This is a genomic window from Streptomyces aurantiacus, from assembly GCF_027107535.1.
Classification (GTDB): Bacteria; Actinomycetota; Actinomycetes; order Streptomycetales; family Streptomycetaceae; genus Streptomyces.
This window is the reverse complement of sequence record NZ_CP114283.1, coordinates 202376-228384: the sequence shown is the minus strand read 5'-3', so window position 1 is coordinate 228384 and position 26009 is coordinate 202376. Positions and strand designations below refer to the sequence as shown.

The 26009-nt window shown below is 65.4% G+C and carries 24 protein-coding genes, 1 tRNA gene and 1 pseudogene; 5 read left to right on the top strand and 21 right to left on the bottom strand.

All coding sequences use genetic code 11. From position 1 onward, the window contains the following. Window positions 1-15: 15 nt before the first annotated feature. Window positions 16-1092 (bottom strand): DMT family protein, encoded by a 1077-nt coding sequence (locus O1Q96_RS02725; RefSeq protein WP_269246685.1) that lies wholly within the window; start codon window positions 1090-1092, stop codon window positions 16-18. 224 nt (window positions 1093-1316) lie between these two features. Here O1Q96_RS02725 and O1Q96_RS02720 point away from each other — a divergent pair, with 224 nt between their 5' ends. After that, a complete protein-coding gene (locus tag O1Q96_RS02720; RefSeq protein WP_269246684.1) occupies window positions 1317-2183 on the top strand; it encodes an AraC family transcriptional regulator in 867 nt (288 codons plus the stop codon). Between the two features lie 146 nt (window positions 2184-2329). On the opposite strand, the gene O1Q96_RS02715 is transcribed toward O1Q96_RS02720, so the two are convergent. Beyond that, window positions 2330-2827: a phosphoribosyltransferase gene (locus tag O1Q96_RS02715; RefSeq protein WP_217454272.1), complete on the bottom strand. Its 498-nt coding sequence runs from the start codon at window positions 2825-2827 to the stop codon at window positions 2330-2332. 26 nt (window positions 2828-2853) lie between these two features. After that, window positions 2854-3429, bottom strand: coding sequence for a dCTP deaminase (gene dcd / locus O1Q96_RS02710; RefSeq protein ID WP_217454233.1), 576 nt, complete (start codon window positions 3427-3429; stop codon window positions 2854-2856). A gap of 624 nt (window positions 3430-4053) precedes the next feature. Here dcd and O1Q96_RS02705 point away from each other — a divergent pair. Next, a tRNA-Gly gene (locus O1Q96_RS02705) sits at window positions 4054-4127 on the top strand. Window positions 4128-4176: 49 nt separating this feature from the next. Here O1Q96_RS02705 and O1Q96_RS02700 read toward each other — a convergent pair. The 13 genes and pseudogenes from O1Q96_RS02700 to O1Q96_RS02640 form a co-directional block, all read right to left on the bottom strand. After that, a pseudogene (locus tag O1Q96_RS02700) lies at window positions 4177-5379 on the bottom strand (tyrosine-type recombinase/integrase). Beyond that, window positions 5379-5591 carry an excisionase family DNA-binding protein gene (locus O1Q96_RS02695; protein ID WP_269246683.1) on the bottom strand — a complete coding sequence of 71 codons (213 nt, stop codon included), beginning with the start codon at window positions 5589-5591 and terminating at the stop codon, window positions 5379-5381. The pseudogene O1Q96_RS02700 and the gene O1Q96_RS02695 overlap by 1 nt, the downstream one beginning before the upstream one ends. Beyond that, window positions 5588-6889, bottom strand: coding sequence for a replication initiator (locus O1Q96_RS02690; RefSeq protein ID WP_269246682.1), 1302 nt, complete (start codon window positions 6887-6889; stop codon window positions 5588-5590). The genes O1Q96_RS02695 and O1Q96_RS02690 overlap by 4 nt, the downstream gene beginning before the upstream one ends. A gap of 132 nt (window positions 6890-7021) precedes the next feature. Continuing rightward, on the bottom strand, window positions 7022-7282 hold the full coding sequence (locus O1Q96_RS02685; RefSeq protein WP_269246681.1) for a SpdD protein: 261 nt from the start codon (window positions 7280-7282) through the stop codon (window positions 7022-7024). A gap of 13 nt (window positions 7283-7295) precedes the next feature. Then, entirely contained in the window at window positions 7296-7490 is a 195-nt protein-coding gene (locus O1Q96_RS02680; protein ID WP_269246680.1) for a hypothetical protein, read from the bottom strand. A gap of 16 nt (window positions 7491-7506) precedes the next feature. Then, window positions 7507-7695 (bottom strand): mobile element transfer protein, encoded by a 189-nt coding sequence (locus O1Q96_RS02675; RefSeq protein ID WP_269246679.1) that lies wholly within the window; start codon window positions 7693-7695, stop codon window positions 7507-7509. Beyond that, window positions 7695-7913: an RING finger protein gene (locus O1Q96_RS02670; RefSeq protein WP_269246678.1), complete on the bottom strand. Its 219-nt coding sequence runs from the start codon at window positions 7911-7913 to the stop codon at window positions 7695-7697. The genes O1Q96_RS02675 and O1Q96_RS02670 overlap by 1 nt, the downstream gene beginning before the upstream one ends. 18 nt (window positions 7914-7931) lie before the next feature. Further along, the gene (locus O1Q96_RS02665) at window positions 7932-8549 is read right to left on the bottom strand and encodes a DUF2637 domain-containing protein (protein WP_269246677.1); all 618 of its coding nucleotides are present in this window, start codon (window positions 8547-8549) and stop codon (window positions 7932-7934) included. An 86-nt stretch (window positions 8550-8635) separates the two neighbouring features. After that, window positions 8636-10009 carry an FtsK/SpoIIIE domain-containing protein gene (locus O1Q96_RS02660; protein ID WP_269246676.1) on the bottom strand — a complete coding sequence of 458 codons (1374 nt, stop codon included), beginning with the start codon at window positions 10007-10009 and terminating at the stop codon, window positions 8636-8638. A gap of 5 nt (window positions 10010-10014) precedes the next feature. Next, a complete protein-coding gene (locus tag O1Q96_RS02655; protein WP_269246675.1) occupies window positions 10015-10365 on the bottom strand; it encodes an SCO3933 family regulatory protein in 351 nt (116 codons plus the stop codon). Between the two features lie 122 nt (window positions 10366-10487). Further along, window positions 10488-11216, bottom strand: a complete 729-nt coding sequence (locus O1Q96_RS02650; RefSeq protein WP_269246674.1) for a GntR family transcriptional regulator — start codon at window positions 11214-11216, stop codon at window positions 10488-10490. A 62-nt stretch (window positions 11217-11278) separates the two neighbouring features. Further along, entirely contained in the window at window positions 11279-11743 is a 465-nt protein-coding gene (locus O1Q96_RS02645) for an ATP-binding protein (RefSeq protein ID WP_269246673.1), read from the bottom strand. Between the two features lie 278 nt (window positions 11744-12021). Continuing rightward, a complete protein-coding gene (locus O1Q96_RS02640; protein WP_269246672.1) occupies window positions 12022-12762 on the bottom strand; it encodes a GntR family transcriptional regulator in 741 nt (246 codons plus the stop codon). Between the two features lie 81 nt (window positions 12763-12843). Between O1Q96_RS02640 and O1Q96_RS02635 the strand changes: the two genes are divergently transcribed. The 3 genes from O1Q96_RS02635 to O1Q96_RS02625 all read left to right on the top strand — a co-directional run bounded on the left by O1Q96_RS02635 (window position 12844) and on the right by O1Q96_RS02625 (window position 16841). Then, the gene (locus tag O1Q96_RS02635) at window positions 12844-13953 is read left to right on the top strand and encodes a DUF1152 domain-containing protein (protein ID WP_269246671.1); all 1110 of its coding nucleotides are present in this window, start codon (window positions 12844-12846) and stop codon (window positions 13951-13953) included. Further along, on the top strand, window positions 13950-14228 hold the full coding sequence (locus O1Q96_RS02630; RefSeq protein WP_269246670.1) for a hypothetical protein: 279 nt from the start codon (window positions 13950-13952) through the stop codon (window positions 14226-14228). The genes O1Q96_RS02635 and O1Q96_RS02630 overlap by 4 nt, the downstream gene beginning before the upstream one ends. Window positions 14229-15143: 915 nt before the next feature. Further along, window positions 15144-16841 (top strand): M4 family metallopeptidase, encoded by a 1698-nt coding sequence (locus O1Q96_RS02625; RefSeq protein ID WP_269246669.1) that lies wholly within the window; start codon window positions 15144-15146, stop codon window positions 16839-16841. A gap of 85 nt (window positions 16842-16926) precedes the next feature. Here the strand turns inward: O1Q96_RS02625 and O1Q96_RS02620 are convergent, their stop codons facing one another. From O1Q96_RS02620 to O1Q96_RS02600, 5 genes are all read right to left on the bottom strand, one after another. Beyond that, window positions 16927-18771: a DNA cytosine methyltransferase gene (locus tag O1Q96_RS02620; RefSeq protein ID WP_331276021.1), complete on the bottom strand. Its 1845-nt coding sequence runs from the start codon at window positions 18769-18771 to the stop codon at window positions 16927-16929. A 167-nt stretch (window positions 18772-18938) separates the two neighbouring features. Next, window positions 18939-20666: an AIPR family protein gene (locus O1Q96_RS02615; protein WP_269246667.1), complete on the bottom strand. Its 1728-nt coding sequence runs from the start codon at window positions 20664-20666 to the stop codon at window positions 18939-18941. Beyond that, window positions 20663-21673, bottom strand: coding sequence for a PD-(D/E)XK motif protein (locus tag O1Q96_RS02610; protein WP_269246666.1), 1011 nt, complete (start codon window positions 21671-21673; stop codon window positions 20663-20665). Before O1Q96_RS02610 ends, O1Q96_RS02615 begins: the two co-directional genes overlap by 4 nt. After that, entirely contained in the window at window positions 21670-24501 is a 2832-nt protein-coding gene (locus tag O1Q96_RS02605; RefSeq protein ID WP_269246665.1) for a Z1 domain-containing protein, read from the bottom strand. The genes O1Q96_RS02610 and O1Q96_RS02605 overlap by 4 nt, the downstream gene beginning before the upstream one ends. A 2-nt stretch (window positions 24502-24503) precedes the next feature. After that, complete coding sequence (locus O1Q96_RS02600; protein WP_269246664.1) at window positions 24504-25925, bottom strand: ATP-binding protein; 1422 nt, start codon at window positions 25923-25925, stop codon at window positions 24504-24506. Window positions 25926-26009 lie beyond the last annotated feature (84 nt).

Sequence of the window (26009 nt, the reverse complement as noted above, 5' to 3'; positions counted from 1 at the left end):
GTCGTGTACTCCGTCTCACAGGACCCGGCTCATGCCGGGAAGGTCGGTCGTGACCGCGCGGCCCCGCCCGGAGGCGGACGGCGCGGGGCTGAATCGGGCGGCGGGCCGCAGCCCCGGCACGACGCCCGCCTTCGCCGCCGCCGACACCCCGTGCGGTACGCGGGACCGGGCGACGGACCCGCCGGGGCCCGGGCCGAAGCCGGCGCCGGGGCCACGGCCGGGAACGGCGAGAGCGCGGCCCTGGTGCAGCGGGGCGGGACTGCGGTCGTCGTGGGACCGGGGCCGGCTGAGCAGGACCACTCCGTGGACGGCCGCCGCGGCACCGGCGAGGGCCAGCAGTACACCTGTACCCCCGTACTGGACGCCCTCCCCGAGCAGGGTCACGCCGATGGCGGACGCGGCGACGGGGTTGACGAGGGTGAGCAGGGCGAGGGGCCCGCCGAGACCGCTGCGGTACGCCTTCTGGGAGAGCAGCACTCCGGCCACGGCGAACGCCACGGTCAGGGCCGCCGTCACGGCCGCGCTCCAGGTCGGTTCGGGCCCGAGGGCGAGCTTCTGCGCCAGCGTGGAACCGGCCCCGGAGGCGATGCCGGAGGCCGCCGCGAGAGCGAGGCCCCCGCCCGGGGCGGCGGAGCGGCCCGAGGCGGAACGGACGAGCACCGCGACGGCGGCCGCTGCGGCGAACGCCACCACCAGGACCTCGCCGGTCCCCAGCGTGTCGGCCGGAGCGCCGCCCGACGCGGTGGCGGTCAGCAGCGCGGTCAGTCCGACGAGGGTGAACGCCGTTCCGCGCCACTGGGTGCCCGAGGTCCGGCGGCGGGTGACCAGCGAGCCCAGGGGCACCGCCACCACGAGGCTCAGCGCGCCGAGCGGCTGCACGAGGGTCAGCGGCCCGTACCGCAGAGCGACCACGTGCAGCAGCGCGCCGGTGCCGTTGAGAGCGACGGACCCCCACCAGGAACCGCGGACCAGCGTGCCCCGCAGGCTCGCGGTGTCCGCGGCGGTCCGCTCCTGGACCACGGCGGCCGAGGCGTAGCAGACCGCGGAGACGAGGGAGAGGACGACGGCCAGGACCACCGGGGAGACGCTCATCGACCGGACTCCCCTCGACCATCGATACGAAACGGTTTCGTACAGGTACGCTACGAGGGCCCGGAACGAAACGCAAGCGTTTCTTTAATCCGGTACGAGGTCCTGGCCCGGCCCGGCCCGGTCCGACCCGGCCCGTCTCCGACCCGACAGGACCGGGCAGGAGATGTCGGGTCCGGCACAGTACGACCTTCCTAACGTGGAGGACGCAAAGGAAGGAGACCGAGTTGCTGGAGCGACTGAACGAGGCCCTGGAGCACATCGAGTCGCGCCTCGACCAGCGGATCGAGGTCACCGAGCTGGCACGGATCGCGATGACGTCGGAGTACCACTTCCGCCGGCTGTTCTCCGCCCTGGCGGGGCTCCCGCTGTCGGAGTACATCCGGCGCAGACGGCTCACCGTGGCGGGCGCGGAGGTGCTCGCCGGCGAGCGGACGCTGCTGGAGATCGCGGTGCGGTACGGCTACGGCTCGGGCGAGGCGTTCGCGCGGGCGTTCCGCACCGTGCACGGTGTGGGCCCCGGCGAGGCCCGGCGGACCGGAGCCTCACTGAGCTCGCAGCCCCGGCTCTCCTTCCGACTCGTCGTCGAAGGGAACAGCAGCATGCGATACCGGATCGTGGAGAAGGAACAGTTCCAGGTGGTGGGCAGGAAGGTCCGTGTCCCTCTCGTCCACGAGGGGATGAACCCGGCGATCGTGGAGTTCATCCGCGGCCTCGGCCAGGACACGCTCGCGCGGATCAGCTCGCTCTCCGACCAGGAGCCGGCGGGAATCCTGGGGGTGAGCGACAACCTCGACCCGAGCCGGGCGGAGGGAACCGAACTCGACTACTACCACGGCGTGGTGACCCGGGCCGCCGCCCCGGAGGACCTGGACGCGCTCGTCGTTCCGGCGGGGGCGTGGGCCGTCTTCGAGAGCTCCGGCCCGTTCCCCCTGGCACTGCAGCACATGTGGCGGGACGTGTTCACGCAGTGGTTCCCGTCCAACCCCTACCAGAGCAGGCCGGGCCCCGAGATCCTGCGCACCCGCCTCTCCCCGGACGCCGCGACGGCCGACGCGGAGCTGTGGCTCCCGGTGGAACGAACGGCCTCCTGAAGGGCCGGCGCGGCGGTCGGCCGGTGACGGCCCGACCGCCGCGCCGAGGCACCGGCGCCCCAAAGGGGCGCGGGGAACTGCGCACCCAGCCACAACCGCCCCGCAGCCGAAGCACCAACCCTCCAGCGGAACGCCTGGCCGACCGCTCAGGCGTCGAGCACCTGCCCGACCCGCTTCACGACGGGCGGTTCGACACTCCACGGGAAGTTGATCCACTCGTCGGTGCGCTTCCACACGTACTCGCACTTCACCAGCGACTGCGACTTCTCGTAGATCACGGCGCTGCGGACCTCGGCGACGGCACCGACACAGAAGTCGTGCACCAGCTTGAGCGTCTTGCCGGTGTCGGCCACGTCGTCCGTGATCAGCACCTTCTTGTCGGAGAAGTCGATGGTGTCGGGTACGGGCGCCAGCATGACCGGCATGTCGAGCGTGGTCCCGACCCCCGTGTAGAACTCGACGTTCACGAGGTGGATGTTCTTGCAGTCGAGGGCGTAGGCGAGCCCGCCCGCGACGAAGACACCCCCGCGGGCGATGCTGAGCACGATGTCGGGCTCGTACCCGTCGTCGGCGATGGTCTGGGCGAGCTCGCGGACGGCGGTGCCGAACCGCTCGTAGGTGAGGTTCTCGCGTACGTCACTCATGTCGCCGCCGCTCACGTCCGCGCCGCTCACACCTGGGTCCGGTGGAAATTGAGGAAGGACCGCGAGGCCGTCGGCCCGCGCTGTCCCTGGTACCGGGACCCGTACCGGTCGCTGCCGTACGGGAACTCGGCCGACGAGCTGAGCTGGAACATGCACAGCTGCCCGATCTTCATGCCCGGCCAGAGCTTGATCGGGAGGGTCGCGAGGTTGGACAGCTCAAGGGTCACGTGCCCGGAGAACCCGGGGTCGATGAACCCGGCGGTGGAGTGGGTGACGAGCCCGAGCCGCCCGAGCGAGCTCTTGCCCTCGAGCCGGGACGCCAGGTCGTCGGGCAGGCTGATGACCTCGTACGTACTGGCGAGGACGAACTCCCCGGGGTGCAGGATGAACGGCTCGTCACCCTCGGGCTCGACGAGCCGCGTGAGATCCGCCTGCTCGACGGACGGATCGATGTGCGGGTAACGGTGGTTCTCGAACACCCGGAAGTAGCGGTCGAGCCGCACGTCGATGCTCGAGGGCTGCACCATGGATTCGTCGTAGGGATCGATCCGTACACGCCCGGCGTCGATCTCGGCCCGGATGTCCTTGTCAGAGAGAAGCACGCCCCGAGGATACGCAGAGCGCGCGGGCCCGCCACAATCCGGTGATCGTGGCGGGCCCGCAGGGTGTGAAGGTGGTCGGTACCGCGTGACTGCTGTTGGTGCGAGGTGGTGCCGGGCAGCGCGTTCCTGCCGGTGCTCCACACGTGCGTACCGGATGTCAGGTGCCGGCTGCCCGGCACCTGACGGCTAGCGCTTCTCGAACAACTCCACCGGTACGACGTTGCGAAGCCGTGCGCAACGGGGGCAACGGACGAGCCGTCCCGGACCGAGCCGCTCGGCCTGCTGCATCGGAAGCGATGCGGTGCTGAACACGTGCCCTTCGGCACAACGAACGACGGTGTTGCGTTCCATCAAGTCCTCAGAGTCCCTTCCCCAAGAGCCGCGTCTGACTGACGAGGAAGCCACATTACGGGATGAAAGGGACGGCCTTCCAGCGGCGCTCCGATCCCGCCAGACCCCTCTCCAGCTCCTCCACCGTACGCCCCAACTCCCGCCACCCACAGCCCGGTCCACCCCCCGAAACGACCACAGGCCCCACGGGCTTCAGCGCCGGGGGCCTGGCATGAGGTATGGTGAATTCGCGTTTCCGACACCGGTACGAACAGCACATCTCCGGCGTCTCACGCGGGTGTAGTTTAGTGGTAGAACATCAGCTTCCCAAGCTGAGAGTGCGAGTTCGATTCTCGTCACCCGCTCCATGACAAAGGCCCAGGTCATCGACCCGGGCCTTTTTGCTGTCCGCTGTGATCACTCGCCGCGTGCCAGATTCATGCCAGAACGCTGATCGTCTGGATCATGGGCGTCTTCATCTGGCACGGCCGCAGCTTGCTGCACTTCCTGGCGTGCCTTGCGGACGGTCGCGTCGAGTCCGGCAGCAACTTCCTGCTGTCGCTCGTCGTCGGAGTGCTGATAGATCAGCGCGGCCTTCTCCGAGGACTGCCCGGCCCGGACCATCGTGTCCTTGAGCGTGGCACCCGAGCGCGTGGACAGCGTGTGTCCGGTGTGCCGGAGATCGTAGAACCGGAAGCCCTCCGGCATGCCGACGATCTCACGTGCCTTCCTCCACTTTCGGCCGAAGGAGCTGCGGCGAAAGGGGGCACCCTTCTCGCCGACGAAGAGCAGCCCATCGGGACCCGGCTGGGCGTACGACTCCAGGTGCCACCGGAGCTCCCGGCGGAGGAACGCGGGAAGGATCACAGTCCGGGTTCCGGCCTCAGACTTGGTGTCGCCCTGGACGCGTCGTCCGTTCATCCGCTCCGGCTCAGCGAGGCGAACGCGGATCCGCAGGGGGTCGAGGTCGACGTCCCGACGACGGAGGCCAGCCAGTTCCTCGGGCCGCATCGGACCGTACGCGCCGAGGTAGACCATGAGCCGCCATCGCATGCCGATGGCTTCGGCGAGCGAGTCGACCTGGACAACGGTGGCGATGCGCCGCTCAGCAGCCCTCTCCTTGCCAGCGCCCTTGATCCGGCACGGGTTGCGCTGGATCAGTTCGTCATCAACGGCGGTTTCCATGATGGCCTTGAGTAGCCGGTACGCCTTGGCGGTCATCGTCTTGCCGCCGTTGGCCCGCAGCTGGGCTGTCCGTCACTCACGGACGTGTGGCGCGGTGATCTCGTCCAAGTCGGACTCGGCAAAGCTGCCCAACAGGTACTTGTCGAGGAGATACCGGTAGAGGTCCTGAGTGAGAGGCGCGAGTTCCCGCTCCTCGACCCACTTCCCTGCGTAGACGCGGAAGCCCACCGCGCCTGCTTCGGGGTCCCGCCATTGACCACGCCGGATCTCCGTCTGCTTTTCAGCAAGCCAGTCGTCAGCGTCCGCCGTCGTTTCGAAGGTGACCGGGGCCGGTCGCATCACGCCGTCAGGACCCGGGTAGCGCGCCTGGTAACGGCCGGAAGGCAGCTTCCTGATGGCCCCGAACCGCCTTCGTCGGCCTCTGCTGTTGGCCATCAGGCAGCCCTCCTGTAGCGGGCACGGGGGCGCCTCAGCGGATGCACCATGCGGGATGCGATGAACTCCTCGACCGCGCTCTCCGGGATACGGACGTGCCGGCCAACCTTCACGTAGCGGATGCGCCGTTCCTCGATCAGGCGCCGAGGGAAGCGGACGGTCGTACCGAGCAGCTCGGCGACCTGGTCGACGGACAGGTAGCGCTCGGTCATTGGGTCGGTTCTCCTTCCGTTCCGGGAGCGGGTTCGAGGGATGCGGCGAGCCAGGTCTCACCGGCACTGAGGCCGGTTCCCGCGAAGACCCAGTGGGCGAGGACGAGCGTCGTTTCCTCGGTGTTCTGCGGTGCCGGGTTGGCTTGCTCGCGACGCCAGTCGGCGCGGGCGGTGCGGAGGGCACCGAGGGTGGTCGAGTAGCGGCGGGACTTCGTGGAGAAGTGGCCGCGGAAGCCGAGCATGTGAGCCCAGGCCCGGAGGCGGAGGTCTGCCAGCTCGGGGCGTGCGCCGAGGGTCCAGGCGGTGCGGATCATGCGTCGGGCATGGTCGGTGAGCTTGGCTTGGGCCAGCTCGGCGAGGAAGCGGATCGGTCGGTCGAGGGTTCCGGTCGCTGTCTCGGCACCCTTGGTGGCGTACTTGGCGATGTACGCGGCTACGGCCCGTTCGGTCAGCTCCTGGCCGCCGTCGAAGTCGGCGGTTCGGATCGGTCGGACGTCGAGCTGACGACCGAAGGTGAAGGTGTGGGCACGGCCGTCGAGGACCGGGCCGTCGACTTGTGCCGCGCGGGCGGCGGCTCCGATGGCGTCGGTGAGCAACTCGGCGGTGGCCCAGGCAGGCGGTGCAGTGTCGCCGCCCTCGGGGCCGTCGAGGCGGATAACCGCGTGGAAGTGGACGGCACCGCGCTTCTGGTACTCGGCGACCTTGGCGAACGAGATGCGCGCGTGCTCACGGAAGGCGCGTTGGGTGAGTCCGGCACGCTTGGCGACCTCACGGCGCAGGTAGATGGAAAACCGGCGCCACAGAGCCCCGGCATGGGCGTTCCAGAGGACGGACGCTTCGTAGTCGTACCTATCGGAGTCGAGGGGTGTGCCCAGAGCAGCGTCCTCCTGGTCGTGCCGGGCGCCACAACGGCAGGCACGAGCACTGGACGGGCGGTTGTGTACCGGCCCAAAGCCCGGAGCGGTGAAGGTCGCGAACACCCGCGGATGGGTGCCGACTTGTTCGGGGGTGCCTTTGCCGCCGCGGAGTCCGGCGGTGATCAGGTGGTAGGTGTCGCGGCGGTACGTCTCCGCGCAGGCCGCACAGCGGGTTGCGCGACGGTTGTTGCAGCGGACGAGGAGATGACCGGCCGGGAGGGTCGCTGAGTCCAGGTGATGCAGGGTGCGGCCGATCTCGCCGGTTGTCTTGTTGATCTCGTATTCGGTGCGGTGGCCGTCGAGGCGTACGGGGCGGGTGCAGCCGCCCAGGCCGGACAGTTGGCGGGCCAGCTCGGGCAGAGTGCCGAGGGAGGCCAGCATGGAGAGTTCCGCCAGCGGGGGCGGAGTCTGCCGGGTGATGATGGGGGTTCCTTTCGGCTGTTTCTGCGGTTGGGAGGAGCGGCCCCGGGGCGGCGGGATGCTTGGCGGCGTTGTTGCCGCCCCGGCGGCCGGTCAGCGCGTGTTGGCGCCGTTGACGAGCGAGCGCAGGACCACGGCGGAGATGGCGACGGAGATGGCCGTGATGGCGACGGCCGCCAGGAGCGCGGTGAGGACGACGCCGACGACGACCACGGCGGCGACCGCGCCGGCTCCGACGCCCACGTATGGGGCGACCTGGCGGCCGGCAAATGGAGCGGCCGGAGCCTGAAGGTGCTGGTGAGTGGTGACGGTTGTCGGCAGGGGCGGGGCGTCGGGCAGCTTGGGGCGGAACATGGCGGGACTCCTCTCAGTCGTGGGTGCCGTTGACGACGTCGACCCCGGAGCGGGTGCCGGACTCGATGGCGGGGGCGAGGATCGTGTGGGAGAGCCAGAAGCCGAACAGCGCGATCACGGCGGCGACCCAGAGGCGGACGCCGAGGAACTTGATCGCGGCCCAGGCGATGACGCCCAGGACGAAGACGAGCGGCAGTGAGACGGTCACGGGAGCTCCTCGGCGGTCAGGCGGGGCAGCGGTGGGTGCGGGCGGCCAGCTCGGCGGCGGCGCGGCTGTCGTAGTCCGTGGAGAAGCCACAGCGCGGAGCCGTGCAGGCGGCGGTGTGCTTCTCGTGGCCCCGGCCGTCGTAGCACGTGGCAACCTGGACGGGGCCGATGCGGACGACGTTGCGGAAGCGGCGGTTGGCGGTCATCAGGGGGACTCCTTCGGGTTGTCGTGGCCGTTGTGGTCGTCGTGGGTCTCGCCGGTGAAATCGGTGACGTGATCGGCCAGCCAGCGCAAGATCTCGTCACCCTCGTAGCTGTCGGCGGCGAGGATCACGGGCTCGGCGATCAGCACGGCTTCGGTGAGGCGGTTCTGTCGGGTCAGCTCGGCAGCGCGCTTGAGCGCGCGGAGCGTGGTCGGGCGCAAGGTGAAAGTCCTCCGGAGTCAGGTGAGTTGAGCGGCGATGGCTTCGGCGAGCGGTGCAGGTACGCCGAGGCGGGCGCGAAGCGTCGGGGTGTCGATGGCGGTTCCGGTCCGGGCGCGGTGTTCGTCGGCGACCTTGTGCGCCAGGGCGACGAGCGCGGGCGGGACCGGAGGTGTGGAGGGTTGGGCGGGATCCGTTGCCGCCGCGGGGAGTTCGGGTGCCGTGGCGGTCGGGGCGGACTCTGGTTCCTTCGCCGCCGGACCCTCTGTCGGCGACGGGGCGCCGTGGGCGAGCAGGGTTCCGCCGAGGAAGGCGACGGCGGGCCATCCGGCGACGAGGATGCGGAGCCAGGCCGGTACGTCGTCCAGGTCGAGCAGCCCGGCGGTGGCGACGTTTGCGCCCAGCGAGGCGGTGAGCGCAACCAGGAACCAGCACCACCCCGCCGCTTTCGCCTCGCCGGAGCGCAGTCGATGCCAGGCCGCCACCATCAGCAGGTCGACGGAGACCGGATAGGCCCACGCCTTCCACCCGCCCTGTCCGGCAGCCGAGGCCAGATCGTGAAGGTGGGCGAAGGACAGCGCCGCGGCGATGAGCGCTTGGATGAGTACGGCGTCGAGGCGGACGGGCAAGGCACGCACGGGCGACTCCTTCCGAGTCCGTTTCGGGCATGGAGGGGTAGGGAGTTGGCGCGGGATGGCCGCGCCGGCGGTTGGGTGGGATGCACCTAGTCGGTGACCGGGCGCGGTGTGGCCACCGGTTCGGCGACCGTCACGGGGACCGGCGGGACGTACGGCCGGAAGGGCACGAGCGCTGGTACGTCGGGGGCGAGATGCGCCGTCTCACGACAGGTGGCCGCAGCGTCGGCGAGGGTCATGTACGGAGTGCGGATGCGAGACCAGCCGCCAGAGGTGTCGCCGACGACGGCCAGACCGGGCAACTCGGCAGCGATGGCGCAGGCAGCGCCGACAGCTTCCGGGGCGATGTCGCCGAGCGCCATCTTGGCGGAGGCTTCGTCGTTGACGCGGTGGCAGACCCGGCCGGAGAGCTGAGCACGGAGCATGGTCGCTCCCTTGCCAAGCTCGGCGCCGAACCGCTGTCCGCAGACCTCCAGGTAGATACCGGCGGCGCGACCGAGCTGAGCGAGCCGGATCAGCTGAGTGACCATCTCGTCCCGCCGTTCCTCCTCCTTCCGCGTGGCGATGAGGAAGAGTTCGGCCACCTCGTCGATGAACAGCACGATGGGAGCCGGGCGTTCGCCCTCGGGCAGACCCCAGATGTCCGACGTAATCGACTCGTCCGGGGTCCCAGGGGCGATGCCCTGCCGGGCCTTGATCAGGTCGTAGCGGTCCTCCATTTCCTTCACGAGCACGGGCAGCAGCTCGGCCGATTGCTCCGGGTCGGTCGCCAGCGCGGAGAGCCGGGCGGCGAACGGCGCCAGCTCAACACCGCGCTTACAGTCGATGCCGACCAGGACCACCGGCTGAGCCGCCAGCCCGGTCAGGAGGTTGCGCAGGAACATGGACTTGCCCGACAGCGTGGCGCCGAGGACCAGTTCATGAGGTACGGCCCGGTAGTCCCGTACGAACGCGGTCGCGTCCTGCCGCAACGCCACCGGCACCCGTAGCAACCCGCCGTCGATCCGGCGAGGCATCCGCACCTTGCGCAGTACGTCGAAGCCGACGAGCCGCAGTTCCACGACCCCGGGCTTCACGTCCCGCACGTACACGGCGTGAACGCCCCAGGCATGCCGAAGCCGTTCAGCCGAGGCAGCCACGTCCGCAGGTTCCTGGCCCGGAGCCAACCGCAGCCGAAGCCGCAGACCGGTCGTGGTGGGCCGGATCATGCCCCGACGCGGAGGCACGGGCCGGACCTCACGGCGAGTCGTGGCCTTGACAGCCAGTACCCGCAGCCGGGACGGCGCGACCGTCAGGCCGCACGCGTCCATGGTCGAGGAGTACGAGGCCATCAGCCGGACCACCGAGACCGGCAGCCCGACCGTGGACCAGTACGCCGCCGGGTGGGCGTGCCGGGCGTAGGCCGCGCCGCCTATCGCAGCGAGCGGCCCGCCCAGCTCGGCCAACGTCACCAGGTCGGTCACGTCGATCAGCCCGCCTGGGCGACCGGGAAGGCACCCGAAGTGATGGCAGTGGCCCGGTAGGCGATGCCGTGCCGCTGCTGGCCGTTGAACACGCTCTCCCACGGCCGGGCGATCAGGCCCGGCAGGGAGACCGGAGCACCGACCGACAGCCCGTCCGTCACACCGCTCTCAGGGATGGTGACCTGGACCAGCGACGACTCCCCCTCGTCGATGAAGACGACGCCGACGGTCATCAGTGCCTCGCCGCTCACGGTGTCCTTTGCGATCTCACCGGTCTGCCGGTCGCGCACCTTCGGCGACGGCGCTTCGGTGAGCAGGATCGTTGCGGACGAGGCGTCAATACGGATCACACGCACAGAGATTCTCCTTCTGAGTGGATCAACCCGCCACATGACAAGTTGACTTGGCAAGTTCGAAGTTAGGGATGCCAGGTTGACTTGTCAAGTGAGCATCGAGGGGAACTCGCCCCGAAGGGGGCTTAGTTCAGTCGGTAGGTGTCTTCCAGCTCTTGCCGGTCGGCAGGCAGCAGCACCTCGACGACCTGCAAGGCCTGCCCCGAGGTGTCGCAGGCGATGACCAGCACACTGAGGACGGGAACACCCTCAGGGAGCTCCAGAAGTTCAGTCTCGCCACTGTCGGGCAGTCTCGCGGAGACCCGTTCCGTCACGTGGTCGAGGCGCACTTTCTTCCGCGTCTCAAGATGCTCGCGGACGCTGCCGCTCAGTGCTTCAGAAGTCTCCAGCTCGGTTCCCTCGACCAGGCCGGCGGGGAAGTACGACGAGACCAACTCGACCGCTTCGCCGTCCTCCTCGACCAGGAACCGGCGCATGAGAACCTGCGCCCGCTTGGGCAGTCCGAGCGCCGAGGCGATCCGAGCCGGAACGGGCACGCGGTTGACCTCAACCAGTCGGCCCGGCGCTTGTGACTCGTCGCGCTCCAGCGCCTCACGGCCGCGGCGGTCCCGCTGCTCGACAAGCTCGGGGCGACCCCGCACGATCGTGCCGTATCCCTGTCGGGACTCCAGCCAGCCGTCACGCTTCAGCAGCTCCAGCGCTCGCACGACGGTTGGGCGGGACATCGCGAAGGCTTGCACCAGTTGGTTTTCACTTGGCACCCGTGTGCCGGGCGGGTAGGTGCCGTCCTCGATGCGACCTTGAAGGGTCTGCGCGAGGCGCACGTACTTCGGTGGCTCCACTTCATACGCCATGAACGCCGCCCGTCGGGATTGGACCAGTCAACTGGTCAACCAGACTAGCGACACTTGCACACTCACAGTAGGAGGGGGCCGAATCCTTCGTTCGTCGGCCAGGCGTCAGCCACCACGGCGGAGACCACGGTCCCGCCGAATCGGCTGGGTCCGGAGTGCCATGAGTCGGCGATGGCGTCGACCAGGAACAGGCCGCGTCCGTGTGCGTCGTTGGCCTCTGGGCGCCGCAGTCGCACGTTCGCCGGGAACCCTGGATTGTGCACCTCGATCCGAAGCGACGTCTCCACGCGGTACCACTCAATGCGCACCAACCAGGGTTCATCCGCCCGTCCGTAGAGAATGGCGTTGGTGACCAGCTCCGAGACCATCAGCGTGCAGTCTTCGATCGAGCAGGCCGGGTTGTACGCGGCGACGAACTTCCGGAACCAGCTCCGGGCCCGCGGTACGGACTCCGGCGCCGGGTGCAGGATCATCGCCCCGAGTCGTGCGGTACCGAAACCGTCGCGGCCATCGGTGGTGTCATCCATCCGCGCTCACTCCTTGCCGCTGCCATCACAGTCGAGGCAGCGCCGTTTCGATGTGGCACGAACGCGGTCGTTGACCGTGGAGAGCGCCAGAGCGGTACGGGAGCCGACGCGTTTCCAACCGCGCCCCCGGCATCCCCGGCAAGCTAACCGCGCACCCTTGTCCGGCCGCTGACTCATCACGCCGTGCCCCCTTCCAATACAAGTGGCCTTAGCCACTTTGTGGATAGTGGCATTAGCCACTTGGAGAGTGCAAGTGGTTCGGCATAACTGACGCTCCATCAGGCGAGCGGGTAGCCCTGTTCGAAGGCCCAGCGATGCGGGGGATAGGTGGCTTCGGCGAACTCCAACGGCCGGTCCTGGAGGTCGAAGACGACATGATGAACGATCAGAACAGCTGATCCAGCGTCGAGTTGCAGGTCCGAGACCTCCTCGTCGGTGCCGCTCCGGGCGCACATACGGTCCTCGGCATAGCTGCCCTGGCGCCCCGTCATGTTCTCGACGTACATCAGCGTCCCCTCCTGAATCCGCTCAGGGTCCAGGAGCTTGGGCGCACGCTGGGCAACGTCCGGAGCGAACCACGAGGTAGACAGCGTGATGGGCCCGTCCTGGTTGCTGGTCACCCTCCGCCGGTGCACGGCCCGACGATCCTTGACCAGCCCCAAGGCTTCGGCAACATGATCCGGCGCATCCAGCCAACCAGCCGACGTGATCACCGCGTACTCACCGGGCGTGTAGATCTTCCCGGTCTGCCGGGCCCGGCCGTACAGCTCACGCGCCCGCCGGTTGACCGCCAGGCTGCGCACGTACGTGCCCGATCCCTGGCGCTTCTCGACGAGCCCCTGATGACTCAGCGCTTCCAGCGATCGTGCAGCCGTAGGCCGGGACACCTTCCAGTCCGCCGCCAACTGCCGCTCCGAGGGCACCTCGTCCCCTGGCCTAAGGTCTCCCCGAAGGATCTGATCGCGGATGAAGTGCGCGATCTGGAGATACTTCGGCTGAGCCTCCTCGATCTGAGGCATTTCACCCTCCTCGTCCAAGTGGCTATGGCCTCTAGCCACTATAGAGTGAGTGGTCAACCCTCGACCCCGTACGCTGACCGCATGAAGCGGTTGATCGTCGCAGCAGGAGGAGGGGGCGACGCTGTCGCCGCCGCAATGCTTCACGCCGCCCTCTACGGCGACGAGGACCAGGCAGTGATCCTCACGTACGCGTGGGACCGCCTCCTCATCGACCCGGTACCGGGCCCCCGAGGACCGGACAACTTCACCGGCCTCGAACAGCTCACCCCATCAGTCTGGACAGTGCCGGCGGACGCCCGCCCGATCGCTCCAGCAGGCTCCACACTCCCCCGCCTCGCGGCAGAGCTCCCGCACACGTTCGCGCTGATCGACCCGCACCACGGCGCCGAGGGCATCACGCGCCAACTCGAAGAGCTCATCGCCCACTTGTCACCGGAGTCGATCGATCTGCTCGACGTGGGGGGCGACATCCTCGCGCGGGGCGATGAGCCGACGCTGAAGAGCCCACTGGCCGATGCCCTCACGCTTGCCGCGTGCTGTCAGGTGAACGCGCCCATCCGGCTGCTGGTCGCAGGCCCCGGCCTGGACGGCGAACTGCCACTCGATGACCTCCGCGGCATGCTTGGTGCCCTTGTCCACGCCTTCACGCCGAAGGATGTCGAGCCGGTCAGCTCGGTGCTGGAGTGGCACCCATCCGAGGCCACCGGAATGCTGGCAGCCACAGCCCGAGGCGTACGCGGCACCTGCGAAGTCCGAGACGCCGGACTGCCCGTGGCGCTCACGGACGAAGGCCCCACCGTCCACGTGGTCGACCTGGACGACGCCGTCACCCGCAATCAGTTGGCCCGCACCATCCTGGCGACCGAGACGCTGGACGAGGTCGAGGCCCACAGCCGGGAAGTCTGCGGCTACTCGGAAATCGACTACGAGCGCAACAAGGCCGCATGGCTCAAGGACCAGCCGCCCACGGACCTGGTCCCACAGACCGTCTTGGCCCAACTCGACCAGTTTGAGGGCGAGGCCCGGCGCCGCGGAGTCACCCACACAACATTCCGCCACCTCACCGAAGCCCTCAACCTCAACGGCTCCCAGCGCGAGGACCTACGCCAACTCCTCATCAGCAGCCGCCCCGAGCAGTACACGGCACCCCTATGGAGCATCACGACCAACGACCGTGAGCGCACAGCATGAGCGCATTCAGCAGCGACCTTGATCTGAACGTGCAGGATGTGACGGGCAACGGCACCGAGGTCGACGTCGCGACCAACCTGCTAAACGGCGACATCAGGCTGTCGATCCTGTGGACGCAAGAGATCCTGCTGTCTGCCGACAGCGCGGACCAGGTGGCCCTAGCTCTTCAACGAGCCGCCGAACAGGCTCGCAAGACCACAGCGAACACGACGCCCGAAAGCACGACGAGCACCGATCAGGCCCAGCCGAAGTGTCTAGTCCCAGGTGATGGCTGAGTAACAACTTTCTCTACGGGTTCAAGGCTCGCTGCGCTCGCGCGTCCGGCGGCCAACGGCGCTCATCGATCATCGCCAACCCGGCCGCCACACACTCCGCCCAAGCGCAACAACGGCCCCGTACGGCCCGCATGCCACCGCCACCACGATCCGACCTCAGGAGGGAAGACACAACGGCGGGCCGGACCTCAACGCCCCGCTTCCGGGCCCACGCAGCACCCCTTTCCACCCGGTTGCCTACACCAGTAGGTCGGATCCACCGAGGGCCGCACCAAGCGCGGCGGCGCCGGCCGGTCGCCGCCGCGCCGCCTCAATGTCTCCGCCACCGGCCGCACGTCGCCGCCCGTCCGTCGCCGCACACAGCGGCCACATTCCAACACGGGCACGGGGACAAACGGTGATCCCCAACGGTGCAAGGCAAAGACGCTTCGTGTTACCCAAAGAGGCCGGATCGTGCTGGCGGTGGCATGCGGGCCGAAGCTGCCAGATGCGCGGGAGTTCGTACGGCCCGCTGATCCCCCACCAGGCCACCGGCCGGACGGCGAGCGCCGCCATAGGAGGGGAGAACCCCGCTGTGGCTGGGGCGGTCGGCTCCACGACTTTAGCCAGCCACTTTGGCGCGAGCCTCGAAGATCATGGCCCCAACGTCGTGCTTTAGCAGGCAGGTCCACAGACTGCCCGACGCGCCGGAAGCTTACGGGGCCATGATCACTCGCGCCAAAGCAGCTCCCGGCCAAAGTCGCTACGCCGACCTCGTCATCAAGGTATGGATGCATGCCACGGGCCCATTTCCATCCGCCCTCGTTCGTTGAGAATGTGAGGAAGCAGGGCAACTTGCGACCTGCCAGGGGACAGCGCACCCTGAGAGGACAGGGACGAGGGGGTGATGGCGAGAACTCCAGCAAGGAGAGAATCGTGATCCCACACCGATTCGAACGCTTCCATTACCATTTCACCGAAGACCCCAGGGCCCGGGGAAAGTATCTGGACCCCGACGTGTTGCTGGGTGTGGCATACGACGGCGAACACCAAAGGCCGGCATTCACGTCGGACGAGTCAGCCGCCAGATTTTATCTTGCGGAAATTCTCAAGGACGAGACGGATCCGGGCCTTCGAGCCATTGCGAGTGAAGACGAGCCTCGACAAGTACCCGACCTCACTCATGTAACGACGCGCGACCAAAGGAGAACCGCAACTAAACTCGTCCGTTTTCACCAGACGCATGGCGAAATTCCAGTCTTCGGCGCAGATGTTCTTGTTGAACTGGATGGAGAGCGCCAGCTCGTGTCAATTAATTGCCGCATTGGAGATGTCAATGATATCTCTCTAGTGCCTTCCCTGAAAAGCACTGAAGCACTTGCGATTGTGTCGCAGACCATTGGCATTGACCTTGATCCAGAAACCCTCCCATGCGCGAGCCTGGCCCTCTTCCAGTCCGCCGACGAGGTTTGGCATCTCGTTTGGCATCTGAGGGACATTCCGGGGCAGCCTGTCAGGCCGCAAAGCAGCACCCGCGAACAAGGGCGCGGGCTCGACCTTTCGCCTCGCGAAGAATCCGCGATGACCGGCTATTTGGTGGATGCCCACGGTGGGGAGATAGCGTTCTACTACGGAATGGCGCCGACTGCCACTGTTCCGACCAGACTCGACGGCGATGACGAAGACGGAATCAATCGCGTCTTTTGGGGTCAGTTCAAATCTGACACATTTTACTTCGATGACGTGACGCGCAAAATCCGTACGTTTGACATGCGCGGCGCAGACATCAGTTCCTGCGGGCTGCCCAACACCACCGTTTCCTCCTCGACTCCGACACTAGGTGTCAGCTTTAAGGGGCCCGTCACAGCTCACAGCAATGCCCTTCGGGTCTACACGTTCTATAAGGACGTGCTGGGCCGGGATGGGATTGACGATAAAGGCATGAATATCCTGTCTCACGTAGGCTGCACTTATGGAGGCCATAGCCCGGAATGGAAGAATGCAGTTTGGTGGAAAGGTCGCATGTGGTACGGGCAGACCCGCAATTCAAGCGGCGTCATGGTCAGTATGGCGCGCCATCTAGATGTAATTGCGCATGAATTGACGCACGGAGTGATCGAGACATCAAGTGAGCTGATCTACCGTGACCAGTCCGGCGCCTTGAACGAATCATTCGCAGACATATTCGGCGTCATTATCAGGAACTGGTATGAGGCGAATAACAGGTACGACCCATCAACTTGGTCTTGGGAAGTTGGCTCCGGATTGGGAGTGGCCGGATTGCCGCTTCGCGATCTTAGCGACCCAAGCCGTACTAGCGATCCTGTAAACATGCACGATTATCTACACACAGACGACGACTATGGGGGTGTACATTCAAATAGCAGTATACACAGCAAAGCCGCATATAACCTTCTAACGTCAACCGACGTCAGCGGGACTTCCATCCTATCCGTCGAAGATTGGGCGGTGATCCTGTATTTTTCTATGACGCGACTTCCGCCGTTGGCTTCCTTTTCCGACGTCCCGCAAGAAATGACCAGCGTGGCTGAGACTTTTCTCGCTGGCAGGCATCAAAAACTGCAAACTGTCCAGGCAGCAATAGATCGCGCTTATCAAATGGTGGGGATCTAGGGTTCTGCCGGTTACTGGCAGACCTCAGCAATCCCTGTCCGTTGTTCGCAGTCGAGCGGCACACCTGTCGATCGCCGGCCTGAACCTAGAAAGTGTTAGCCTTCTGGACGCAATGAGGTCGGAGAGGACAGTCAGTGCAGTAGGGCTCACTCTCACGACAGACGGTCATGCCGATCCGCCGTATGCCAGCCATTCGCAAGGGCGCCTCCTCACCCGCTCCTATCAGCCTCGCCAGGTCTACACGGCCATCACTGAGTCGGTTGGACCGGTCGGCCTTGCTGCCGTTGACACGAGCAGCTACGCGGAGCTGCCCTTGTCCAACGAGGAGAAGATCTTCCCCCAGCAGGAGTCGATACAAGGACGTCTCGGCCCCCTTGAAGCCAACTCTCTCGGGTACCTCTAGAGGTTCCCGCCAGACGACGGACTTACCCACTAGTGGCCGCAGCCGCTCGAGAGAAATAACAAGTCTGTCCGTAAGAGCGAGGCCAAGGAGTTTCGCGAACGTTGACCGCCTGAGAGTCTTCTCGCCCTCAACTAGATTCATTGCGTTGGCCAGTGCTGCATCAGGCAGCTTCGAAGAAGAAAGGGCAGCCGCCACTGCAGCTTGGACGGGACCCATCTCGTTTCCTGGGAAATGGAACCAAGCTTCACCGGCACGCTGCTTTTCCGCCCACACCGTCAGATCCTCGCGCGCATCGAGCCAATGAGCTCTCAACGGAGCATCCGACGCAGTCCCCGGCAGCGGGCGCAGGGCTTCTGCTGCAGCCTGCCCGAGCATCGGCGGCACAGCATTACCGATCTGTCTGAAGGCATCACTACGTACTCCCGCGAAGCGGAACCAGTCGGGGAAGGTCTGGATACGCGCAGCCTCCCGTACTGAGAGAGTCCGATGCTGCTCCGGGTGGATGAACCCGTATCCGTCCTTGGCGATATGCGCAGTGATAGTCCGACTAAGGTCGTCCCAGTCGAGCCTCTTGTACTTGTCCTTGAAATGTTCGGTGCCGTAACGCCGCAGATGTTCAGGGATGTCCCGGTACAGGGTACGAGAGGTCATACCCTCGAAAATTTCCCGGTCGTCAGGGCGAACATGCCGTGTCATGTGGTCATGCACGATCCCCCGATGTGCCTGCTCTCGCATCTGTTGCGCGAAGGTCGGCAGGCCACCTGGCTCGATGTAAGCGAGGGCACGGCCACCGATTTCTCCAGCACCGATGGCCGGAAGATCGCCTATGGCATCTCGTAGTGAAGTCCGCTTCTTCACCGCATCCGGCCACTCGATCCGATCGAAATCGTTGCGCGCCAGGAGGATGAGACGTTTACGGTGTTGCGGCACTCCGTATGTCCAAGCGTCGACGAGACGAACCTGGGTGACGTAGCCTTCTTGCTGCAGTTTGTCCTCGATCGTGCGCGTAACAAAGAAGTCGTCCCCGAGTCCCATATCTGGGACGTTCTCCATCAGGACAGCCCGTGGCTTGAGCGCCAGTACGATGTCGAGGTACGCGACCCACAGTTCCTTGCGCCGGTCGTGAGGATCCCTGCCATGCCTCTGCACAAGGCTACGAATCTTGCTACGTCCCGCTCTGCTGAACGGCTGACACGGAGGTCCACCAGCAACGAGGTCGATACCCGCCGGCCGCAACAACTCGACCAGCCGCTCCCGGTGCCCCGGGTTACCCAAGTCCAAGTGGAGGCTCAGACCAGGGAAATTGGCAGCATGAGTCTCTAGGGCGCGTTCGTCAGCATCGACGGCCGCCGCTACCTGCCAGCCAGCCTGCTTGAGGCCAAGACTAAGGCCGCCAGCACCGGAGAAAAGGTCAACGGCCAGCGGCCGGTGGTCGCCGTGCTCCGCAAGCCAGTTCGTGAAGGTCTCCGGTGTACAGCTGTTCTCGTGCGGATCGAGCTTGAGATAGTCACTCCGCTCGAGAGGCACACCGTAGTGACCCCCCACTGTCCAACCTCCGTTTAATGACAACAACGAGCACCAGGAGACCATACATCCACCCAGTCAGGCAAGGTCTCCCGACTTCCTGACCTGGGGCCTTCCGTCGGTGCTGGAACGGAAATGGCGCCCCACTCGGCTCTCCTGCTGGCGGCCCGTCAGGTGCGTGGACCCCAGTCCACCGCGCGAACGGCTTCCCAACACTGGGACTTCTTGCACCACTCCGTGACGTTTCCCGAGCCCGGGGCCGCGACCAGCAGCGGCCGCACGACGTCGACCGCCAGTTCAGGCACAAGGTCGTCGATCCACTGGGGGAGAGCCTGAGCGCGCCAGACAGTGTCTAGATCAACCTCGTCGCCGTACCGGTCTATCAGGAGCGCCACTGCGTAGGCAGTGGTCGGTCCCAAGTAGCCGCCCAGTCTCAATTTCTGGATCGTCTTGCGGGTGTACTCAAAGAGAATGCGCTTGGCCACCACGTGCTTGAAATGACCTGCGTCTGGAGAGCCCTCGAAAGCGTCGACGACGTCCGTCGTCCAAACTCGAAAGCACTTCTCCGCACCCAAACACACGTCGTGTGGGCGTCCCATGTAGGTGAGGTCGTACTTGGCCACATCGGTCTTGCTGAACTTCTTAGTCAGCGGGTACTCACGCGTGAACTTCGTCTTGTCAGCCTGCTTCTCCAAGGCGCTCAGGTCCACTTGGTACTGCCCGCGGACACGCTCGTAGTACCAGCGAGTCTGACGCGTGCTGCCCTCTGGGGCGGGTGCCCAGATCGACCGTGACAGTGCCTGCAGCCTGCGGTGGTACGGGCTGTTGGCTTGGAGGTCCGCTTCCTTGATCGCGTTTTGAGAGTTGGCGAAGCGGGAGATGTTCGGGACGAGCTCGTCCAGCATCTCCTGTCGAACAACGGTGATTTTCGCAGGCACCCTCACCTGAGAAAGGTCGACGCCTTTCTGCATCATGTGGTGAAGGGAAGCGGTGGTCTGCCCACCGTTGACGATCTGCAGGTCGACAAGCCGGGTCAATACCACTCCGCCGTCCGGCATCACAGTCGTGTCCGCCGTGGTCACGGTAGCGGACACGCCATTGTTATATGCAAGGAAGCGTCCCGGCTCCTGACGCACTGTTTCGCTGATTCCTTTGTTCACCTTGCCACGGGCTTGAAGATACGCGCGGACGTTGCGCTGGAGCAGACGACCACCGTGCTCCTTGTAGAGCTCAGCGAGGAGTTGGCCCGGCAAGACGGTCAGGAGGCAGTCGAAGTCCGGGTCGCCCGGCGCATTCAGGCATGGGAGAGGTTCGGCAAGCTCGATAACGGTCTCTTCCTCACGCCGCCCCGACGAAGCCAACCGGTGCAGACGGACGATGTCCCACAACTCGTAGGTGCACCGCAAACCTTCCATCTCACCCGGAGGCATCGACTCAACGGTGAGCCGAGCGTCGGTAAATAGGAAGATACGTACGCGGTTAACGCCTTCCCAAGCATCATGAATGCTCTGCGCCATCGAATAGGCGGAGTCGGTCTCATCCATCTCAAGATGGAGGCCCTTCCGGCACTTCTCTACGAAGGCCTGAGCCCGGCGCAAGGCACGCTGGACATCAGCCTTATGAATCGTCTGTGCCTTCCAGCCATGCTCCGCCGTGACGATGTCAAGGACCGATCCGCCATCATTTAGCGCATACCCGTATACCTCAGCCGTGCTACGGCCGAGCTGCTTACGGCAATAGCAGGGCTCGACGTCCTCCAAGACGCCGTCCTCGACAAGATATTCGCGGAAGACATCGACAAAAGCACCGTTAAACCTCGTGCCCACGGGAGAATCCGTGCGCGCTCGCGCGTCCTCATAGAGATACTCCGCGAACTCCGTGAGCTCGTCCTCGCTCAACCGTCCCCCTCCCCAGGGTGGCGCACACCGGCACCCAGCACAGCCAGAACCTGAGCCTCCCCGACCAAGGCCTGCCCGCAGGCACCAAGGTCCAGATCGTACGACAAGTTGGCTATGCCCTTGGGCAGCAAGTTGGGCACAAGCCGCGGGAAGTCTGCAGTGACCCGGTAGCACCGGCGTGCATCCAACTGCCATCGCTCGCCCTCGTAGTGACTGCGATGCACGTCAAACCATCCGGCCTCGACCAGGCAGTTCTCCAGTACCGCCCCCTGCCCGTCAACGCTGGGGTGGGCTCGCAGCTCGTCGACGAGATCGCACAGACTCGACCCTGCCTGATCGCTGCGCAGTTGCTGATGCACGAGCGCCAGGAAATCGAGTGAGCCCTCGTCCAGCTGCTCCTCTCCATGAATGCGGCACCGCAAGCGGTTGTTGCCGCGGTCCTTGGACCCTGTCTTGACCTCCAGGCCCCAAGCCCCCCATGCGAAATCCCGCACGCCACCCGCCGGCCCCAGCCATCTCGACACGGCGTCCCCGCCACAGGCAGGCAGCACAAGGTCCCGCAGGACCAACAATTCGCCGAAGAGACCGATCCTGGCTTCAGGCTTCAGCATCCCTCCCAGCCCCCGGCCCAGCACCCGCTGCCAGGAGGCAATCCTGCGCACCACTGCAGCCGCCGGCGCGACGGACGTGCGCTCGAGGTGATCGACAAGGTCTGCCAGCAGGGTGCAGAAGATGTGGGTGTCCGTGGTCGGCTGCGCCACGACTTCCACGTGTCCCTCCCGAAATGAGCAGGTGAGACCATTGGCCATGACGAGCTGCCGGTTCTCCAGCCGCTCGCCGCTCGCGATCACGAGGGCACGTTCCCGACCGGGAAACCGCACTTCGAGGAAGACGTCGAGAGGATTGTCGGGCAGCAGTCGGCGCCGTGAGCTGCCGTGGGACGCGGCACGGGCTCGCTCGATGGCGGCGAACGACTCGGCCACCTCTTGGGGGGTCACCCGCGTCACTCTTCGCCCTCCTCGGGGTCCTCGCCCGCTCCGGAAAGCATCCTCTGCAGCTCCCGCAGATAGATGTCGTTGACCCGGTAGCGCTTCGGGCGTGCAGTGGTGGAGACCGGTAGGGACAGCGCATAGCCGACGAGGGGAAGTCCCTTGGGCCGAACTTCGTCGACCTGGTCGCCCGGGTCCACTGGATAGACGAGAAGAAGACCCTCGCCCGGATCTCTACGGCTACGAATCGTATGGCCACTCGCCCTCGAGGAGGCCTTAACGCCCGCCACTTCCGGGCCCCCCGGCCCGATCGCCCGTTGCTGGTAGGCCTCAGCTGGCAAGCCAATAGCTTCATGGACCGGGCTCACCAGCACACCCACCTGGTAGTCGGTGCCTGCAGAGATGGTCTCCTGTAGACCAGCCAACTTGCGCTTCACCATGCGCAGTTCTCGGCCGTCGAGCGTAAATGTGCGCGACGCATTGCCTGTCGTTACCGCGACGGTCCACCTAGTCAACTCACCGCGGCTGTTCTGCTGAGAGATGTAGTCGACGAGCGTCTGCGGGTTGGCCTGCAGGGTGCGGGGCGAAGCAGCAAATCCATCAAGAAATTGCACCACAGCCGAGGCAGGCACGTTTTGGCGGAAGAAGCCTTGCGCACCGCGTCGCAACGGTGGAGGCACCTCGTCGCAGCCCTCAACCGCGGCCACCAGCCTCTCCAAGCGCGCATGGTTGTCGCGCAGAGCCTGCTCGTTGGTGCGCATGTAGAGAGTCTCAGGCCGCTGCCCGGAGGAACACAGAGACACTGAGGTGGAATTGCGCATCTTGGCCGCTGCGGTGACCTGCAGGTGCTCGTAGCCGTCCTGAACACGCATCCCGACGTCCTCCGGCGTGCGGCCGGTCTCAGCCAGGTAGGACACAAGGTCCATCAGTTCGCGGCTGGCCCGTGTCACGTGGACATAGGAGTCCACCAGCTCCTTGGTGGTGTACAGCCGAGTGACGTCCAGATAGCCGGGCCGGTAGCCGAACCAGCGCCCCATCTGCATGAGCGTGTCGTAGGTCTTAGACGTCCTGAGGTAGTAGGAAACCGTTAGTCCCTCCAAGGTCAAGCCCCTGGAGAGCTTGTCACCGCCGACCGCAATCACGGTCGCTGGCGTGCTCGCTTCGTACTCCAAGACGTCCGCGGCATCACCGTTGATGGTCTTCACCCCAGCGGCACATTCGGAGAGAACGCCCGCGATCAACGACTCGACCTGCTCCCAGGTGACCGACTCTCCCACCAGTCCGGGAAGGTCACTGCGCTCGGAGAGCTCCGTGTATGTCGGAACGAAGTCATTTTCCCACAACTCCCGTAGGCGCAACCGAAGTGCAGCTCCAGCAGCCCCTCGGTCTCCCCAAAGGTTCTCCATTCCTGTGAAATGGTCCGTCAGCTGCCGGGCCACCGCGAACTGGACCGCTTTATACCGGGTGACATGCACAAGCATCGTGTTGTGGCCGGATCGGCTTCCCAAATACTCGGTACGGGCCTTGCGTACCGCTGTAGCCAGCACGAACGAATCCAGCGCCTGCCGCAACGAATTGGGAAGCAGCCGGTGGGGCAGATGCTCTTTGCCGTGACCGTCAGGTACCCACAGGGCCTCGTCGGCCACCGCTCTGATGACGGGAAGCGGCTCACGGATGACGTCTGCAGACGCGTCGTCTAGCCCGAATACGACCTCGGGTCCGCAGTAGTTGGTCGGTGGGCGTAGAGCCACCATGAAATTGCGCGGAAAGAGATCATCCCGATAGTCAGGGTGATCGGTCCGGTCGTCTATGAAGATGTTCGCAAAGGGCGTTGCCGTGTAGCCGACATACGCTCGCTTCTCGAAGAGGTTCAACAGGTCACGAATACACTGGTTAATACGAGTCGGATCGTGCTCCGAGTCGCTGGCGTTCTTTCCACGCCGCGGCTTGCGGGTGTCCACCGAAGCATAGTCGGCTTCGTCGTCGATCAGAAGAAGCGGAAGGTCCCTGATGATTCGGCGGCCATCGTCCTGCGTGGCCGTGAAGTTCCCCAGCCAGTCCCTCAGGTTTTCCAGGATACGGGCGTTCTTCTTCACGACGGCCAGAAGGCGCACCCTACGCGGATCCACGGGCGTGCTCTCGAAGACGCTCGCGCTGAAGTCCTTGTCCCGCGTCGTAATCGACAGGCACAGCGGCGGATTCTTCATACTCAGATTCCCGACTCCGATATAGGTCGAGTCGTCAGTCTGTTGGCGCGTGAAACGACTGTTGAAGCCGAGGAACTCCAGGTCCAACCGGGCCTGAGTCTGGTGACGTAGACTCTCGTGAGCGCCGGTGAGGACGACTACAACCTGGTAGCCAGCATCAACGGCCTTGCAGATGAGGCCGGTGTAGTTGGCCGTCTTGCCCGACTGCACCTGTCCGTAGGTGAGGCCTTTCACCGACCATTCGCCCTGACGCTCAGGACTCTCAAGCAAAGAGAGCACCGTATTCGTGGAATCGCTGAGCGCCTCCACCGTGGGTGGCTTCCATCCCGAACGATGCGTGAGCCATGTCTTGTACCGATCCCAGTATGCCCACTCAATTTTTTCTTGACGGTCCGACAGCCAGGGCTGATGATCGTACGGATCCTCAATATGCACCGCAGGTGGCACCCAAACGTCGAATCGAGCCTCCAACTTCCGGGCGATCCGATCCGAGGACACGTCCTTCCCTGTCGCGGCCAGCATGGTGCGGACTGTCTCCGCGATGCCCCTGAGCGTTTCCGGCGTACGGTTCGACTTCTCCGTCTCCAGCAGCATCGCCTCGGCCATGCGGAGAGCGAGGGTCAGCGGATCGATACTCAACGTCATACTCCCGGGTTCATCTGACGGACGATCTCTGTGACCATGTCGGGGAATCGGTTAAACGGCTCCACAGACTTCAGGGCGCGAACGACAGCTGCCCGAGCTTGGGCATCATCGGGCAGAGCCGCAAGCATCACCACTAGGTCTGCCCTTGCTTCGGCCTCCTCCACGCCTTCTAGCGCCGCGTGGGGCATGCGGCCCAAGTTGTTCTCAGCCTCGATAGCAATCACGCCAACCGGGACAGTTCGCTCCACCATGCGGAGGAGGGCTTCGACATGAGCACTTGGACCCGCGGTCAGAGCTGCTTGTACAACAGGATGCTGACGATTAACCAGGTACCGGGACGTGCCGTGCCTGCGTTCCTGAATCCACCCGAACGTGAGCTCACGATCACGTCCCTGTCGTCCGGCCGTAATTGTGGCCCTACGACGAAAAACGGCCACCGATGCCTCACGGGCAGCCGCGGCGAGTCGCGTGAGATCCTCCTCGAGACCGGCAGGCGGGTGTACCCGGGACTTGCGTACGTCCACCTGCCAAAGGTGATCCGAAGCGGGATCCATGGAGATCTCGATTCTCGCCAAGCGAGTCTGCGGCGCGATCACCATGTCAGGCAGTCCGAGCCAACCGCCAGCGGAGACCATCCTGTCCCCGCGGTAAACGTAAAAGCCCTGCTGTGCGTTCCAACCACGCGGTCCCGCACTGTCTTTGATCTCGGCCTCGCTCAGCCGGGACGGGTGGGGCAGGACATATGGAATTACCTGAACCTGCCCGCCGGCCTCCAGTCGCTCCGTTCCCAAGTCCTGCGTCGCCATGTGCTGGCGGCAAAACGGGTCCCACGGCGCCAACACGTGACCACCCACTGTGAGGCGGAGCCTGCCACGCGCGATGTAGCGGTGAAACCACATCCTCAGCCGGCTACGGCTTTGCCCCAGTTTCCGAGCCAGAGCTGCGCCCTCACCCGCGTGATCGAGTCGCCTCCACAGGACCATCGTGCCTGCCCCCTCGAAGCCGATCTTGTGCGCGATACCAACGGCTTCTTCGTCGGCCACAACACGGACTCGCCAGTCGTCAGCAGCACGGACCAGGTCGATGTCCCATGTTCGACACACGAGACCTTGGGGCGTGCGGGACAGGACGGTGAGCACACGACACTGGGACAGAGACGCCGTCTTCAGCCCAAGGCCGAAACGCCCAAGATCGCCAATTCTCCGCTCCATCGTCGGCCCGCTCCCACCGAAGCGGACAGCTTCATGAAGCTCTCTCTCGCTCATACCATCGCCGTCGTCGACCACTGCAACCCAGGCAGCACCCTCATCGGTGCAGAATTCCACACGTACTTCGCGAGCCGAGGCTGAAAGACTGTTGTCAACGAGATCAGCAAGCGCAGTAGCCATGTCGTAGCCGAAGGCACGAAGCGAGTCCATCAACGCTGAGGCACGTGGTGCTACTACCGCCTCTAGCCCATCCGCATCGGGCATAGTTGTCCCCCACCACCGCTCTACATGCGC

Bases quoted from the DNA above. Each gene is read 5' to 3' on its own strand.
- O1Q96_RS02630 (WP_269246670.1), top strand. From the start codon at position 13,950: ATGAGCGCATTCAGCAGCGACCTTGATCTGAACGTGCAGGATGTGACG.
- O1Q96_RS02685 (WP_269246681.1), bottom strand. From the start codon at position 7,282: ATGTTCCGCCCCAAGCTGCCCGACGCCCCGCCCCTGCCGACAACCGTC.
- O1Q96_RS02635 (WP_269246671.1), top strand. From the start codon at position 12,844: ATGAAGCGGTTGATCGTCGCAGCAGGAGGAGGGGGCGACGCTGTCGCC.
- O1Q96_RS02645 (WP_269246673.1), bottom strand. From the start codon at position 11,743: ATGGATGACACCACCGATGGCCGCGACGGTTTCGGTACCGCACGACTC.
- O1Q96_RS02650 (WP_269246674.1), bottom strand. From the start codon at position 11,216: ATGGCGTATGAAGTGGAGCCACCGAAGTACGTGCGCCTCGCGCAGACC.
- O1Q96_RS02725 (WP_269246685.1), bottom strand. From the start codon at position 1,092: ATGAGCGTCTCCCCGGTGGTCCTGGCCGTCGTCCTCTCCCTCGTCTCC.
- O1Q96_RS02675 (WP_269246679.1), bottom strand. From the start codon at position 7,695: ATGACCGCCAACCGCCGCTTCCGCAACGTCGTCCGCATCGGCCCCGTC.
- O1Q96_RS02600 (WP_269246664.1), bottom strand. From the start codon at position 25,925: ATGGACTCGCTTCGTGCCTTCGGCTACGACATGGCTACTGCGCTTGCT.
- O1Q96_RS02695 (WP_269246683.1), bottom strand. From the start codon at position 5,591: ATGACCGAGCGCTACCTGTCCGTCGACCAGGTCGCCGAGCTGCTCGGT.
- O1Q96_RS02640 (WP_269246672.1), bottom strand. From the start codon at position 12,762: ATGCCTCAGATCGAGGAGGCTCAGCCGAAGTATCTCCAGATCGCGCAC.
- O1Q96_RS02715 (WP_217454272.1), bottom strand. From the start codon at position 2,827: ATGAGTGACGTACGCGAGAACCTCACCTACGAGCGGTTCGGCACCGCC.
- O1Q96_RS02690 (WP_269246682.1), bottom strand. From the start codon at position 6,889: ATGCTGGCCTCCCTCGGCACTCTGCCCGAGCTGGCCCGCCAACTGTCC.